A 14,261-nucleotide genomic window follows, 5' to 3' on the forward strand; every position below is an offset into this window, starting at 1 on the left:
GTGCCGTCGTCGCTCAGTGCGTTGCGCCAAGACGCGCGGCCACCATGATGGCCTTCATCTCGCGCACCGCGTTGTCCCAGCCGACAAAAATCGCATGCGCGACGATTGCGTGGCCGATATTCAATTCGACGATCCCTTCGATCGCCGCAATCTGCTGCACGTTCGTGTAGTGCAGGCCGTGACCGGCATTGACCTTCAAGCCGAGCGACGCACCGAGTTCGACCCCGCGCACGACGCGCTCGTACTCGCGTCGCTGCTCGCCTTCGTCGTGTGCATCGGCATAGCGCCCCGTATGCAGCTCGATGACGGGCGCGCCCACCTCGTGCGCCGCACGGATTTGCGTCTCGTCAGCGTCGATGAAAAGCGATACGCGCGAACCCGCATCGGTCAACTGGCGGCAGGCGGCGCGGACAGACTCGAAATGGCCGGCTACGTCGAGGCCGCCCTCGGTCGTCAACTCGGCGCGCTTTTCCGGCACGAGGCAAACGTCATGCGGGCGCACGTCGCAGGCAATGTCGAGCATCTCTTGCGTGACCGCGCACTCGAGGTTCATCCGCGTCGACAGTTGCGGCCGCAACGAGCGCACGTCAGCGTCGACGATGTGGCGGCGATCCTCGCGCAAGTGCAGCGTGATGGCGTCGGCGCCCGCTGCCTCGGCATCCAGCGCCGCACGGATCGGGTCGGGGTAGCGCGTGCCGCGGGCGTTGCGCAGCGTGGCGACGTGGTCGATGTTGACGCCGAGGTCGATGACGGTCGGCGACGTCAAAAAGAAGCTCATAGGTTCTGCAAATCGAGAAGGATCTGGCGGGTGGCGAGCGGCGTGCCGCCCAGATAGGTGTTCAGCAAAAAGCGCATCAGCGTTTTGCTTTGCGCGACGGTCTGGGCACGATGGTAATCGTCACACTCCATATCGAGCAACGTCTGCCCCGACACGACAGGCCAATGGGCGGGCAATCCGTTCGCCGCCTCACGCACGCCGCGCTCGGGATCGAACACGTAGCGGCCTTCGGCCGTCACGGCCTTGCGCGCGACGGTGCGATCAAGCGCCATCGCATAGCCGGTTTCCCGCAGCAGGACGCGCTCGAACGAGCGCAGCACCTGCACGGGCGGTTCATCATGTGCAAGACGCGTCAGCGTGACGACGTAGTGGTGAAACAACTGCGGGTGGGGGTCTTCTCGCGCACAAAACTTCACGAGCAGTTCATTGACGTAGAAGCCGCACAGCAGCGCGTCGCCCATCAAAGGCAGCATGCCGCCCACCCACTCGGCACCCGTCAGCGTGCGCATCTCGGATTTGCCCGACCACGACATCGACAGCGGTTGAAACGTCTGCAAAACGCCGCGCAATGCCGAATGCGGCCGCTTCGCGCCCTTCGCGACGAGCGCAAGGCGGCCGTGGTCGCGCGAGAACACGTCGATGATGAGGCTCGTCTCGCGATAGGGATAGCTGTGCAGCACGAAAGCGGGCTGCTCCGCGATGCGGTGCGAGCCCGCTCGCGATTCCTGCGATTCTCGGAGCATTCGGCGCTCGGCGGCGGGCGCGCCCTCGTCGCCGGCATCGGATCGACGCGCGCTGCGACGCTCCTTCACACCCGGCGTGCCGGCCGCCTTCGATTCCGCCGATGCGGCGCGCGTGCGGGTGCGTGCGCGTGTTTTGACTCCGTCGCGCCGACCGTCCTCGCCACCGGGGCTTTCGTCGGCTTCCTTGACGGCTTGGTCGTCGGTCGAGAGAAGCGTCACCGACGCGTCATGGATCTCGTCATTCGTACCCATAGGCACGCAGGCCGGCTTCGTTGTCGGCCCAACCGCTCTTTACCTTGATGAACGTTTCCAGATAGACGGGACCGTCGAAAAGCTTCTCCATATCGATCCGCGCTTCCGTGCTGATCTGTTTGAGCTTGGCGCCCTTGTGGCCGATGATCATCGCCTTGTGGGTGTCGCGATCGACGAGAATCGTCGCGAATACGCGGCGCAGCCGCCCTTCCGTCTCGAACTTGTCGATCAGCACCGTGCTCGTGTACGGCAATTCGTCGCCCGTCCATCGAAACACCTTTTCACGCAAGATCTCGGCGGCAAGGAAACGCTCGCTGCGATCGGTCAGGTCATCTTCGCCGTAAATCGGCTCGCCTTCGGGCAGATACGGCTTGATCGTCTCGAGCAAATGCTTGACGTCCTCGGCGCGCTTGGCCGAAAGCGGCACGATCTCCTTGAATTCGCGCAGCGCGCTGGTCTTCTGCAAGAACGGATAAAGCGTCGTTTTATCGCTGACCCGGTCGAGCTTGTTCACGACGAGAAGCACCGGCGCCGATGGGGGAATCAGATCGAGCACCTTTTGATCGTCGGGCCCGAAACGACCTGCCTCGATTACGAACAGGACAGCGTCCACAGCCGTCAGCGTCGAAGTGACGGCACGGTTCAACGAGCGGTTCAGCGCGCCGCTATGCTGAGTCTGAAAGCCCGGCGTGTCGACGAAAACGAACTGCGCGTCGTCGAACGTATGGATACCCGTGATGCGATGCCGGGTCGTCTGCGCCTTGCGCGACGTGATGCTGATCTTTTGGCCGACGAGCGCGTTCATCAACGTCGATTTGCCGACATTGGGGCGACCCACGATAGCGACCATGCCGCAACGAAAGCCGGAGGAATTGGGGGTATCAGTCATGCGGAGCTGGCGATTCGAAAAGGGGCGGCACGGCGCACTGCCGGCGCCGAGGACGCTAAGGGGATCATGAATGGCCGGGCTCGGGTAAGCGCGGAGGCGCGGCGCCGGCAATGTCGGTGACAAGCTCCACCTCACCGCCTTTCACGGGTGCGCCGGCCGGCGATTGCACGGGGGCCGCGCCGGACTCGGATTTGCCATGCGCATCGGCAGGCCTCGGCGCAGGCGCGTCGACCTTCGCCGACGGCTCGTCGCCGCGCGAAACGGCCGCGTCGGGCTTGACCGACATCGAACCTTCGGCCTTACCGGGCGCCTCCGCTTTCACGGCCGAGTCCTGCGTGCGCAGCGCGGCCTTATGCTCGACATGGGCCGCGCGGATCATCGCGGGCGGCACATTCGGAAGGCGCTCGGCGCTCTCCGCAGCAGATGCCGTCTTCGCGCCCTCGCTGCGCGCGGATTTGTCCCGTTCGCCGCGCCGCTCGGGCGATCTGAGATCGAGCGCTGCCTGCACGCCCTTCACACCGGGCACGACTTCGGGCTCGCCGACCTTGGCCGAGCGCGCACCGCGCGAGCGCTTGGGCTTGGTTTCGAGCGCCGGCTGCAACGCCATCACTTCATCCAACGCCTTCTTGGCTGCCGCCTGCTCGGCGGCACGCCGGCTCGCGCCGGACCCCGATACCTTCACCTCGAGCTTGGGCACCGTACATTCGACTTCGAACTGCTGATTGTGCGCGGCGCCGTGCGTCGCCACCACCGTGTAGGTGGGCAATGCGATCTTGTGGCCCTGCAGATATTCCTGCAGCAGCGTTTTGGAATCCTTGCCGAGCGTGCGCGGATCGATGTGATCGAGAATCGGCACGTACAGGCGCTTGATGACGGTCTGGGCGGCGTCGAAACCGCCGTCGAGAAAGATCGCGCCGAGGATCGCTTCGAACGCATCGGCCAGAATCGACGGCCGCCGGAAGCCGCCGCTGCGCAGCTCGCCCTCTCCCAGGCGCAGGCTTTCGGAGATATTCAGGGCCTGAGCGATCTCATACAGCGACTGCTGCTTGACGAGGTTGGCGCGCACGCGCGACAGATCGCCTTCGTCCAATTTGCCGAATCGCTGATACAAAAGTGCAGCCACCGCGCAATTTAGAACGGAATCGCCCAAAAATTCGAGCCGTTCGTTGTGCGAGGCACTGTGACTGCGGTGAGTTAACGCCTGGCGCAATAATTCCGCATTGCGAAATTCGTAGCGCAACCGGCTTTCCAGCGGAGATAGCGGCATGTGCAGAGTATAACGCGCGCGCCCCGCCCGGCGATTCGGCGGGGCGAGACGCGAAAAACGTGGCCGGTCGTGCGCTCGTGCTTGTTACAGACGAGATGACGCGCACGAAGCGCGCGACGCGAGCGGTGCTCAGTTGAACGGGCCGATGCGTTTCAGATTGCTGAAGTTCATCCAGACGAAGAACGCGCGGCCGACAATGTTGCGATCGGGCACGAAGCCCCAATAGCGGCTGTCGGCGCTGTTGTCGCGGTTATCGCCCATCATGAAGTAATGGCCGGGCGGCACCTTGCAGACCACGCCCGCGCTGTTATACGTACAGTTGTCGCGGTACGGATAATCTTCGGCGCCGATCACAAACGGCGGCACGGCGGGGTTGTTCAGAATCCCGTGCTTGCGCCCATCGAGCGATTCCTCGAACTGCTTTGCATAGCCGATTCGTTCTTCGTCGAAATAATCGGGCAGCGGCGTCTCGGCGACAAGCTTGCCATTGATCGTCAGGCGCTTGTTTTCATAAGCGATGACGTCCCCGGGCAATCCGACCACACGTTTGATGTAGTCGACCGATTCGTCCTTCGGATAACGGAACACGACGACATCGCCACGGTGCAGTGGGCCGCCTTGCGTGATTTTCGTATCGGTGATCGGCAGCCGCAGCCCGTATTCGAACTTGTTCACGAGAATGAAGTCGCCGACGAGCAGCGTCGGCACCATCGAGCCCGACGGAATCTTGAACGGCTCGACCACGAACGAGCGCACGAGGAATACGACGAGGATGACGGGAAAAAAGCTGGCCGTGTATTCGAGCCACCAGGGCTGGCGCAGCTTTTCGTCGCGCAACCGGGCCCGCGTTTGCGGCGCGTTTTCATCGGCGAAGCGCTCGCCGACGCGCGCCTGCTGTCGGTCGAACTCGACGACGGCGGCCTCGGCCGCGCGCCGCCTTTGCGGCAAAAATACCAATTTATCGGCAACCCACGCGATGCCCGTCAGAATGACGAGCACAAAAAGAATCAGCGCAAAGTTCATGTAAGAGCGGTCCTGTTATTTGTCTTCGACGCGCAAGATAGCGAGAAAAGCTTCCTGCGGGATCTCGACGGACCCGACCTGCTTCATTCGCTTCTTGCCTTCTTTTTGCTTTTCCAGCAGCTTCTTCTTCCGCGTGATGTCGCCCCCGTAGCACTTCGCGAGCACGTTCTTGCGCAACGCCTTGATGTTCTCGCGCGCGATGATATGCGCGCCGATGGCCGCCTGAATCGCGACATCGTACATTTGGCGCGGAATGATCTCGCGCATCTTGGCGGCGACTTCTCGACCCCGATATTGCGACTGCGTCCGGTGGACGATGACGGACAGTGCATCGACCTTGTCGCCGTTGATCAGCATGTCTACCTTGACGACATCCGACGCACGATATTCCTTGAACTCATAATCCATCGACGCGTAGCCGCGCGAGACCGATTTGAGCCTGTCGAAGAAGTCCAGCACGATTTCCGCCATCGGGATTTCGTACGTCAGCTGAACCTGGCGGCCGTGATACTGCATGTTGATCTGATTGCCGCGCTTTTGCGTACAGAGCGTGATGACCGAACCGACATAGTCCTGCGGCATATAGAGGTTCACGGTGACGATCGGCTCGCGGATTTCCTCGATCTTCGAAGGATCGGGCATCTTCGCCGGGTTCTCGACCATGATCGTCGTACCGCCCTGCAGCACGACTTCATAGACGACGGTAGGCGCCGTCGTGATGAGATCCATGTCGAATTCGCGCTCGAGCCGCTCTTGCACGATCTCCATGTGCAACAGGCCCAGGAAGCCGCAGCGAAAGCCAAAACCCAGCGCCTGCGAAACCTCGGGCTCGTATTGCAGCGATGCGTCGTTGAGCTTGAGCTTCTCGAGCGATTCGCGCAGTGCGTCGTATTGATTCGCCTCGACAGGGTAAAGGCCGGCGAACACCTGCGGCTTGACTTCCTTGAAACCCGGCAGCGGTTCTTGCGCCGCGCGCGTCGCGAGCGTGACCGTATCGCCGACCTTCGCCGCCGTGAGCTCCTTGATGCCGGCGATGATGAACCCCACCTGACCGGCCGAGAGCTCGTCGAGATCCTTCGACTTCGGCGTGAACACGCCGATGTGCTCGACCGGATACTGCGCGCCCGTGGCCATCAGCTTGATTTTGTCCTTCGGCCGCAGCGTACCGTTGACGATACGCACGAGCATCACCACGCCGACATAGTTGTCGAACCACGAATCGATGATGAGCGCTTGCAGCGGCGCGGCCGGATCGCCCTTCGGCGGCGGCACCTTGGCGATCAACGCTTCGAGCACATCTTCGACGCCGAGCCCCGTCTTCGCGCTGCATCGTACGGCATCGGTCGCATCGATGCCGATGACGTCCTCGATCTCTTCGATCGCGTTCTCGGGATTGGCCGCGGGTAGATCGATCTTGTTGAGCACCGGCACCACTTCGACACCGAGCTCGATCGCCGTGTAACAGTTCGCGACGGTCTGCGCTTCGACGCCCTGACTCGCGTCGACGACGAGCAATGCCCCTTCGCAGGCCGACAGCGAACGGCTCACCTCGTACGAGAAGTCGACGTGGCCCGGCGTGTCGATGAGGTTGAGGTTATAGACCTTGCCGTCGCGCGCCCGATAATGAAGAGCGGCCGTTTGCGCCTTGATCGTAATGCCGCGCTCGCGCTCGAGATCCATCGAGTCGAGCACCTGCGATTCCATTTCGCGGTCGGACAATCCGCCGCACAGTTGAATAATGCGATCGGCGAGCGTCGACTTGCCATGGTCGATGTGCGCAATGATCGAGAAGTTGCGTATGTGATCCATTCAGGGCCGATCAAGCGAAAAAGGCGCGCTCGGACGACTGCGGAGCACGCCTTGTAAGTACGTGAAAAAACGGCCTATTTTAGCCGAAATGGGCCTCGGACGGCGGATTTCCCGGTGGGAAGCGCTCACGCGCAACAGGTAGGGCCCGTTCACGCCGATTCCTGGCTTGCGCCAGCCACCACGAATGATTTTCTCAATCGGTGGAACCCGCCCTGGCCAACGCCGAGCGCACGCGCTCGGCGTCGAGCCGATAACGGCTCAGCTCTTCGCCGTTGCAGACGAGCACGGGGACGAGTTCGTCGTAGCGCTCGACGAGCAGCGGGTCGGCGTCGACATCGACCACCTCGACCGTGGCCCCGAACGCACGCGCCAGCGGTTCAAGCTCGACCCGCATCTCTTCGCAAAGATGACACCAGGCCCGCGAATAGAGGGTCAGCAGGGGTGCGCGCACGGCGGCCGACTTCATTTGCCCGGTGTGTGCGGCTTGATCGGCACGAACTGCGTGTTCTCTCCGCGGCGCACGAGCACGGGCACCATTTTCTGCGAATCGAGATGCGCCGCAACCTGGTCGAACTGCTTCGCACTCGACACATCGGTATCCCCGATGCGCACGATCACGTCGCCCTTTTGCAGCCCGACGCGCGCGGCCGGTCCGTCGACGGCCTCGACCTGCACGCCGCCGGTGCTGAGCTTCATCGACTTCAGCTGGTCGGCCGACAGATCCGACACCGTCACCCCGAGCGGATTGGACGGACGCGCTTTCGCCGCCGGGGCCTCATGCGCGTCGGCCTTCGCCACTTTTTCCGGCAGCGTTTGCACGACCGTGATCGGCAATTCGCGCGATTGGCCTTTGCGCCAAATCGTTACCGTGGCCTTGCTGCCCGGCTTCGTGTCGCCGACCATGCGCGGCAGATCCGTGTCCGCTTCGACCGGAGCGCCGTTGAACTTCAAGATGATGTCGCCGGGCTGAATGCCCGCCTTGTCGGCCGGGCCGCCCGGCTCGACGTTGCTCACGAGCGCCCCTTCGGCGCGCGGCAGGCCAAGCGAGTCGGATACATCCTTCGTCACCTGCCCGATCGACACCGCGATCCGGCCGCGCACGACCTTGCCCGTCGACTTAAGTTGCTCGGCCACGCGCATCGCTTCGTCGATAGGAATGGCGAAGGCGATACCCATGAAGCCGCCCGTGCGACTGTAGATCTGGGCATTGATGCCGATCACCTCGCCTTGCATGTTGACGAGCGGGCCGCCCGAGTTGCCGGGATTGACGGCGGCGTCAGTCTGGATAAACGGCAGATAGTCGCCCGTCTCCCGCCCCTTCGCGCTGACGATGCCTTCGGTCACCGTATTGTCGAGCCCGAACGGCGAACCGATCGCGAGCACCCATTCGCCGACGCGCAGCTTGTTCGAATCCCCGATCGTGACGGACGGCAGGTTCGCGGCATTGATCTTGACGATGGCGATATCGGTGCGATCGTCGACGCCGATCAGCCTGGCCTTGAACTCGCGCTTGTCGGTGAGCGTGACGTAGATGTTGTCGGCGTCATCGACGACGTGCGCGTTCGTCATCACATAGCCGTCGGACGAGAGGATGAAGCCCGAGCCGACGCCGTTGTTCTGCTCGCCGCCGTCGCCGTTATCGGACTGATCCGGGCTGCCGCCGCGATCGCCGCGCCCCCCCTTGTCGCCGCGGCCACCGCCGCGCGGCGAGTTGGGCGCCTGCGGCAGCGGGATGCCGAAAAAGCGCCGGAAGAACTCGGACATGTCGCCTTCGTCCATTCCGGGCGGCACGGCGCGTTGGCCGCTGGCCGTCGACACACGAGAGGTCGTGCGGATGTTGACGACGGCCGGCCCGACCTTGTCGACGAGATCCGCGAAGTCGGGCAGGTTCGCGCCCGGAGCAATGGCCAACGCCGAGTGGGGCACGAACGACAGGCAAGCCATCGCTGCGGCGGCCGCGAAGAATTTGCGCACCGAGAGATTCGTCATAAGGAAGGGGAGCGGAAGCGTTACTTGGTAGCTTTGTATTCTATGGCAGACGCGAATCGCTGCAGCGTTGTTTGAGGCACTTCCCCCAACACCGTGACCCAGAAATCGCGATATTTCGTCACCAGCACGTGGGTCGCCCCGGTACTGCCCGCCCCTTCCTTGCGCGAATTATTCTCGGCGGGCTCGACGAAGACCGAGATTGTCGACAACCCGTCGGAAAACACGGCCTGGTCCACGGGAATCGGGGGCGCAGCGGCGTCGCGCGCGGCCATCGGCCGGCGCAATTGACGAATTTCGCGAAAACCGGCGACGTCAGGCTTGATGCGCCATCCTTGCGCCTGCATGTCGATGGGCGATACGGGCGGATGCACGACCGTCCAGCCGCTGGTGTTGTGCATGCCCGCGACAATGCCCGATTTCCGCGCAGGCACGCCGATGCGCACCTGCGTGAACGCAATCTGCTCGAGCACCTGGCCTGAGGCATCGAGCGTCTGCACACGCAGCAGCAGGCCTGTCTTTGCATCGGCCCAGAGCTTATAGGCGAAACGGTAAACATCCTTCGGATCGAGTTCGATCACCTGCGCATCGAGCCCCGCCACGCGGTCGCCGCTGAGCAATTTCGGGTCGTAGACGGACAGCACCTGCTCCGCACCGGCGCTCATCAGAGCGGGGAACGCGTCGCGGTTCAGACGCTTTTCCACGACACACAAATGCCGCTCGGGCACGAAAGTGTAAAGGTCGTCGTCGTGACGCAGGAGCTTGCGCGGCTGGCCGTCGAGGCTTTCCAGCGATTCGAATTCGCCCTCGCCGCGCACCGCGTAATGCTCGATCCGCGAAGATTGCACGAAATTGCCACGCTGATAGACGAAGACGCCCTCGTAGTTTTCACGTCGCGCCGCATCGTGAATTCGATCGAGCCAGGCGGAGGCCCGTTCACGGGCGGAGGAATCGGCCTGGGCGAGCGCCACGCGCGGGCAAACCGACAACAGCGCGGCCACGCAAATCAGCCACGCCGCCCCCTGCCCCCGGGCGGCGGCGCGCATCGTGCGCAATGTCTGCATCGGCTTATTGGCCTTCGGAAGTCTGAACGGCGGCGCGAATCAGCGGCATCGAGCCAGGCACCATCGGCTGCTGGGCGAATTGTTGGTGTGCTTCCAGATATTGGTCGAGACTGGCATCGCGGATGATGTTGCCGCTCTGCGCGCCTGCGCCCGACATCGCGACGGTCTGCACGCCGCCCGCGCGAGCATTGGTGGACGCCGTTTGGACCGCTCCCTGCGATGCGCCGTGCTGGAACTGCGGCAGGACGATCCAACTGAGCGTGGCCACCGCCGCAGCCACGGCAAGCGCGGGCGCGACACGCCGGCGCAGCGCCGATGCGCCGTGCCGGGCCGTCGCGCGCGCGGGAATCAGGATATGCGGCTCGGCTTCCAGCCGCGCCGCGAACCCGCTCAGAAAAGCACTGCTCGCAGCGGGATGAATCGCCAGATCGTCGGAGCGCAAAGCGTCGCCGATCAGGTGGTATGCCGACCATGTGGTTCGATCCGCATGATCGAACCCGGTCAGCATCTGGTCGAACGACTCGGAAGGATCAAGCCCTTCCCCATCGACAAATGCGGACAAACGCTCGCTGCGCGAGTTCCGTTGCGACTCCATCGAGACCGACCCCATGACGCTCCCCATCTTACAAACACCCCGTAGTGATACCACTTGACCCGGTTCTCGTTGGCATAGCCGAGCCTTTACCGTTTTACCGCGAGCGCTACCAGCGCTTGCCCTCCGGCGTATCGAGCAGCGGACGCAATTTTGACGCAATCGCCTCCCGAGCGCGAAAAATTCGCGATCGAACCGTTCCGATGGGGCACCCCATCATGTCGGCGATTTCCTCGTAGCTCAGCCCTTCGATTTCCCGAAGGGTAATAGCCACCCGAAGCTCTTCGGGCAGCAGGGCCATTGCAGCGTTGACCGTCTGTGCGATCTGCTTGCTCATCAACATCGACTCAGGCGTGTTGATATCCCTTAGTTGATCGGCGTCGGAGAAAGTTTCCGCCTCTTCGGCGTTTGCTTCGGTCGAAGTGGGCGCGCGCCGGCTTTGCGTCGCGAGATAGTTCTTCGCCGTGTTGACTGCAATCCGGTACAGCCACGTGTAAAACGCCGACTCGCCGCGGAACTGCGGCAGCGCGCGATAGGCTTTGATGAACGCATCCTGCGCGACGTCCTCGACCTCGGCCGGGTCGCGCACGAGACGCGAGATCAAGCGAATGATCTTGCGATGGTATTTCGAGACCAGGAGTTCGAACGCTGCCTTATCGCCCTGCTGCACGCGCTCGACCAGTACCTGATCGATTTCTTTTTCACTCACCTGATGGGGTCCGTTCACTTGGGAGGGGTGCATCGCGGAGCGCTATTGTAGCGTCCCCATCAAACCCTCATGCACCATGTGTAACCGTCGTTACGGCCGTTACAGATTGGTCTTACGCCGTGGTCTTACGCCGCAGCGCGGTGCCGCCGCGCCTACGCGGCATGACGGCCGCGTACGGCCAATTCGCGAAAAACCGCCGCATCGACGGAATCGGCCGCGACGATGAGGACGTTCGGCCGCCGCCCGTCCGCACCGTCGACGGCCAACACCAGCAACCGCTCGGCCCACTGCGTCGCGCCGACAATGCGCCCTTGAAGCCGCGCGCGCCCGCACCGATCGAACGCGGCGATTGCCTCGCCCGTCAATTCGAGCAGCGCCGGGTGCCGACGCTCGTGCCGCACGAGACACACGCCGAGCGCAGCGACGACGGTCACAGCCAGCCAAAGCGCATCGATCTTCCCGAGGTGCGCGGCGGCCGTGGCATAGGCAGCCCCCGCGCAAACGACGACGAACGCGAGCGACGCAAGGCGTATCGCGACCGAGCTGCGCAACGCGACGCGCCGCGGCCTGCCCGGTTCGCGATAGAAGCCTGCAGCCTCAGTCAACGGACCGCCGCGCTCAGATGCGCTTGAAGACGAGCGTGCCGTTCGTGCCGCCGAACCCGAACGAGTTCTTCAGCGCGACGTCGATCTTCATCTCCCGGGCCGTGTTCGCGCAGTAGTCGAGATCACATTCCGGGTCTTGATTGAAGATGTTGATCGTCGGCGGCGACACCTGGTGATGAACGGCCAACACCGTGAACACCGACTCGAGGCCGCCCGAGCCGCCGAGCAAGTGGCCCGTCATCGACTTCGTCGAATTGACGACGGTCTTCTTCGCGTGCTCGCCCAGCGCGCGCTTGATGCCGGTGGTTTCGGCGATATCGCCGAGCGGCGTCGACGTGCCGTGCGCGTTGACGTAATTGACCTCGTCACCGTTGATGCCGGCATTGCGCAGCGCCGCGGCCATGCAGCGACGGGCGCCATCGCCGTCTTCGAGCGGAGCAGTCATGTGATACGCGTCGGCGCTCATCCCATAACCGGCAATTTCGGCGTAGATCTTCGCGCCGCGCGCCTTCGCATGCTCGTACTCTTCGAGCACCATGACGCCCGCACCCTCGCCGAGCACGAAGCCGTCACGATCCTTGTCCCAGGGACGACTGGCCGTGGCCGGATCGTCGTTGCGCTGAGACAGCGCACGCGCCGCGGCGAAACCACCGATGCCAAGCGGCGACACGGTCGCTTCCGCGCCGCCCGCGAGCATGACGTCGGCGTCGCCGTATTCGATCAGGCGCGCAGCCTCGCCGATACAGTGCAGCCCCGTCGTACAAGCCGTGACGATCGCGAGGTTCGGCCCTTTGAGACCGAATTTCATCGACAGGTGGCCCGAAATCATGTTGATGATCGAGGCCGGGACGAAAAACGGCGAAATGCGGCGCGGGCCGCGATTGAGCAGTTCCGTCTGCGTCACTTCGATCAGCGGCAGGCCGCCAATGCCGGAGCCGACCACGACGCCGGCACGCTCCGCATTGGCTTCGGTGATTTCGATGCCGCTGTCCTGCATCGCCTGCATGCCGGCCGCCATGCCGTAATGGATGAACGTATCCATATGGCGGGCTTCCTTGGCGGGCATGTAATCTTCGACGTTGAAGCCTTTCACTTCGCCAGCGAAGCGCGTCGAGAAGTTCGTTGCGTCGAACTTCGTGATGGTCGCGATACCGGACTTGCCGGCGACCAGATTGGCCCACCCGTCGGCAACATTATTGCCAACAGGCGACACCAGTCCCAAGCCTGTTACAACAACACGGCGACGGCTCACGGTAACCCCTTTTTCATAAATGACAAAAGCAAAAGCCACAGCGACCCCAGGAAACTGCCCCTGTGACCCTGTGGCTAAGAATTCGACACCAGCATCGGCATCCGACGTGAAAACGCGTCAAACGCGGCCGGCGCAAACGCGCCAGGCGCGCGAAGCGTTACGCCTTGACGTTGGCGCGAGCGTAGTCGATCGCTTGCTGAACCGTCGTGATCTTTTCGGCTTCCTCGTCCGGAATTTCCATGCCGAACTCGTCTTCCAGCGCCATCACGAGCTCAACGGTATCGAGCGAGTCTGCGCCGAGGTCGTTCACGAACGAAGCTTCGTTCTTGATTTCAGCTTCGGCAACGCCCAGTTGTTCCGCGACGATCTTCTTGACGCGCTGTTCGATGTTGTCCATTACCCCTCCGAGGGAAAAAGTTCAAAATTGCAAGTGCGCGCATTTTATCAGGTTTGCCTGCTCAAAAAGCGCGCTCAGCTAAGGTTGAGGCTTCGCGCCGGAAGCGTTCGGCTACCGCCGGCGCGGATGGTAAACGAAATTCGTCAAGACATGTACATCCCGCCGTTCACATGCAACGTCGTGCCGGTGATGTACCCGGCCTGCGGCGAAGCAAGGAACGCAACGGCATGGCCGATGTCCTCGGCGCTGCCCAGCCGTCCGAGCGGGATTTGCGTCTTCAGTGCGGCTTGTTGCTCTTCGGGCAGCACCTTCGTCATATCGGTATCGATGAACCCCGGCGCCACGCAGTTGACCGTGATGCCGCGGCTGCCGATCTCGCGCGCGAGCGCACGCGTCATGCCCGCCACGCCGGCTTTCGCCGCCGCGTAGTTGATCTGCCCCGGGTTGCCCGCCGACCCAACGACCGAGGTGATATTGATGATGCGGCCGCCGCGCGCCTTCATCATCGGGCGCAGGACGGCGCGCGATAGCCGGAACACGGCCTTCAGGTTCGTATCGATGACGGCGTCCCACTCGTCGTCCTTCATGCGCATCGCCAGTTGATCGCGCGTGATGCCGGCGTTGTTCACGAGCACGTTCAGCGCGCCGAATTCCTTCACGAGCGAATCGATCAGGGCATCGACGGCCTGAGCGTCGTTGACTTCAAGCACGGCGCCGCGCCCGGCCAGGCCCTCGGCCCCCAGCGCCTCGGTGATGCCGGCGGCGCCGGCTTCGCTCGTGGCCGTACCGATGACGGTGGCGCCTTGTCGCGCGAGCACGAGCGCGATCGCCCGGCCGATGCCGCGCGAGGCGCCCGTCACGAGGGCAACGTGTTTATCGAGTGCTTTTTCCATGA

Annotated in this window: 15 protein-coding genes; all 15 read right to left on the reverse strand. The window is 63.2% G+C overall.

Features of this window, described 5'->3' with window-relative positions; all coding sequences use genetic code 11:
- Positions 1-13: 13 nt before the first annotated feature.
- The 15 genes from pdxJ to fabG all read right to left on the reverse strand — a co-directional run bounded on the left by pdxJ (position 14) and on the right by fabG (position 14,259).
- The gene (gene pdxJ, locus C0Z19_RS12860) at positions 14-778 is read right to left on the reverse strand and encodes a pyridoxine 5'-phosphate synthase (RefSeq protein ID WP_102610214.1); all 765 of its coding nucleotides are present in this window, start codon (positions 776-778) and stop codon (positions 14-16) included.
- On the reverse strand, positions 775-1,773 hold the full coding sequence (gene recO / locus C0Z19_RS12865) for a DNA repair protein RecO (RefSeq protein ID WP_102610215.1): 999 nt from the start codon (positions 1,771-1,773) through the stop codon (positions 775-777). Before recO ends, pdxJ begins: the two co-directional genes overlap by 4 nt.
- Positions 1,760-2,623, reverse strand: a complete 864-nt coding sequence (gene era, locus C0Z19_RS12870; RefSeq protein ID WP_102610216.1) for a GTPase Era — start codon at positions 2,621-2,623, stop codon at positions 1,760-1,762. The genes recO and era overlap by 14 nt, the downstream gene beginning before the upstream one ends.
- 103 nt (positions 2,624-2,726) lie before the next feature.
- Positions 2,727-3,929 (reverse strand): ribonuclease III, encoded by a 1,203-nt coding sequence (gene rnc, locus C0Z19_RS12875; RefSeq protein ID WP_102610217.1) that lies wholly within the window; start codon positions 3,927-3,929, stop codon positions 2,727-2,729.
- 129 nt (positions 3,930-4,058) lie between these two features.
- On the reverse strand, positions 4,059-4,952 hold the full coding sequence (lepB, locus tag C0Z19_RS12880; RefSeq protein WP_102610218.1) for a signal peptidase I: 894 nt from the start codon (positions 4,950-4,952) through the stop codon (positions 4,059-4,061).
- A 15-nt stretch (positions 4,953-4,967) separates the two neighbouring features.
- On the reverse strand, positions 4,968-6,761 hold the full coding sequence (gene lepA, locus C0Z19_RS12885) for a translation elongation factor 4 (RefSeq protein ID WP_102610219.1): 1,794 nt from the start codon (positions 6,759-6,761) through the stop codon (positions 4,968-4,970).
- A 193-nt stretch (positions 6,762-6,954) separates the two neighbouring features.
- Positions 6,955-7,212 (reverse strand): glutaredoxin family protein, encoded by a 258-nt coding sequence (locus tag C0Z19_RS12890; RefSeq protein WP_425330247.1) that lies wholly within the window; start codon positions 7,210-7,212, stop codon positions 6,955-6,957.
- 11 nt (positions 7,213-7,223) lie between these two features.
- Positions 7,224-8,750, reverse strand: a complete 1,527-nt coding sequence (locus tag C0Z19_RS12895) for a DegQ family serine endoprotease (RefSeq protein ID WP_102610221.1) — start codon at positions 8,748-8,750, stop codon at positions 7,224-7,226.
- 20 nt (positions 8,751-8,770) lie between these two features.
- Positions 8,771-9,811 (reverse strand): MucB/RseB C-terminal domain-containing protein, encoded by a 1,041-nt coding sequence (locus C0Z19_RS12900; RefSeq protein ID WP_102610222.1) that lies wholly within the window; start codon positions 9,809-9,811, stop codon positions 8,771-8,773.
- 4 nt (positions 9,812-9,815) lie between these two features.
- Positions 9,816-10,421, reverse strand: a complete 606-nt coding sequence (locus tag C0Z19_RS12905) for a sigma-E factor negative regulatory protein (RefSeq protein WP_102610223.1) — start codon at positions 10,419-10,421, stop codon at positions 9,816-9,818.
- A 91-nt stretch (positions 10,422-10,512) separates the two neighbouring features.
- Complete coding sequence (gene rpoE / locus C0Z19_RS12910; protein WP_102610302.1) at positions 10,513-11,112, reverse strand: RNA polymerase sigma factor RpoE; 600 nt, start codon at positions 11,110-11,112, stop codon at positions 10,513-10,515.
- A gap of 152 nt (positions 11,113-11,264) precedes the next feature.
- Positions 11,265-11,717 carry a protein YgfX gene (locus tag C0Z19_RS12915; protein ID WP_102610224.1) on the reverse strand — a complete coding sequence of 151 codons (453 nt, stop codon included), beginning with the start codon at positions 11,715-11,717 and terminating at the stop codon, positions 11,265-11,267.
- Positions 11,718-11,730: 13 nt separating this feature from the next.
- Positions 11,731-12,969: a beta-ketoacyl-ACP synthase II gene (gene fabF / locus C0Z19_RS12920; RefSeq protein WP_102610225.1), complete on the reverse strand. Its 1,239-nt coding sequence runs from the start codon at positions 12,967-12,969 to the stop codon at positions 11,731-11,733.
- A 157-nt stretch (positions 12,970-13,126) separates the two neighbouring features.
- Complete coding sequence (gene acpP, locus C0Z19_RS12925; protein ID WP_004197638.1) at positions 13,127-13,366, reverse strand: acyl carrier protein; 240 nt, start codon at positions 13,364-13,366, stop codon at positions 13,127-13,129.
- Positions 13,367-13,509: 143 nt separating this feature from the next.
- A complete protein-coding gene (fabG, locus tag C0Z19_RS12930; RefSeq protein WP_102610226.1) occupies positions 13,510-14,259 on the reverse strand; it encodes a 3-oxoacyl-ACP reductase FabG in 750 nt (249 codons plus the stop codon).
- Between the last annotated feature and the right edge of the window lie 2 nt (positions 14,260-14,261).

The organism is Trinickia soli (assembly GCF_002879855.1).
In the GTDB taxonomy this organism is placed as follows: Bacteria; Pseudomonadota; Gammaproteobacteria; order Burkholderiales; family Burkholderiaceae; genus Trinickia; species Trinickia soli.

Bases quoted from the DNA above. Each gene is read 5' to 3' on its own strand.
- era (WP_102610216.1), bottom strand. From the start codon at position 2,623: ATGGTCGCTATCGTGGGTCGCCCCAATGTCGGCAAATCGACGTTGATG.
- recO (WP_102610215.1), bottom strand. From the start codon at position 1,773: ATGGGTACGAATGACGAGATCCATGACGCGTCGGTGACGCTTCTCTCG.
- acpP (WP_004197638.1), bottom strand. From the start codon at position 13,366: ATGGACAACATCGAACAGCGCGTCAAGAAGATCGTCGCGGAACAACTG.
- pdxJ (WP_102610214.1), bottom strand. From the start codon at position 778: ATGAGCTTCTTTTTGACGTCGCCGACCGTCATCGACCTCGGCGTCAAC.
- fabG (WP_102610226.1), bottom strand. From the start codon at position 14,259: ATGGAAAAAGCACTCGATAAACACGTTGCCCTCGTGACGGGCGCCTCG.
- lepB (WP_102610218.1), bottom strand. From the start codon at position 4,952: ATGAACTTTGCGCTGATTCTTTTTGTGCTCGTCATTCTGACGGGCATC.
- C0Z19_RS12905 (WP_102610223.1), bottom strand. From the start codon at position 10,421: ATGGGGTCGGTCTCGATGGAGTCGCAACGGAACTCGCGCAGCGAGCGT.
- C0Z19_RS12900 (WP_102610222.1), bottom strand. From the start codon at position 9,811: ATGCAGACATTGCGCACGATGCGCGCCGCCGCCCGGGGGCAGGGGGCG.
- C0Z19_RS12895 (WP_102610221.1), bottom strand. From the start codon at position 8,750: ATGACGAATCTCTCGGTGCGCAAATTCTTCGCGGCCGCCGCAGCGATG.
- lepA (WP_102610219.1), bottom strand. From the start codon at position 6,761: ATGGATCACATACGCAACTTCTCGATCATTGCGCACATCGACCATGGC.
- rnc (WP_102610217.1), bottom strand. From the start codon at position 3,929: ATGCCGCTATCTCCGCTGGAAAGCCGGTTGCGCTACGAATTTCGCAAT.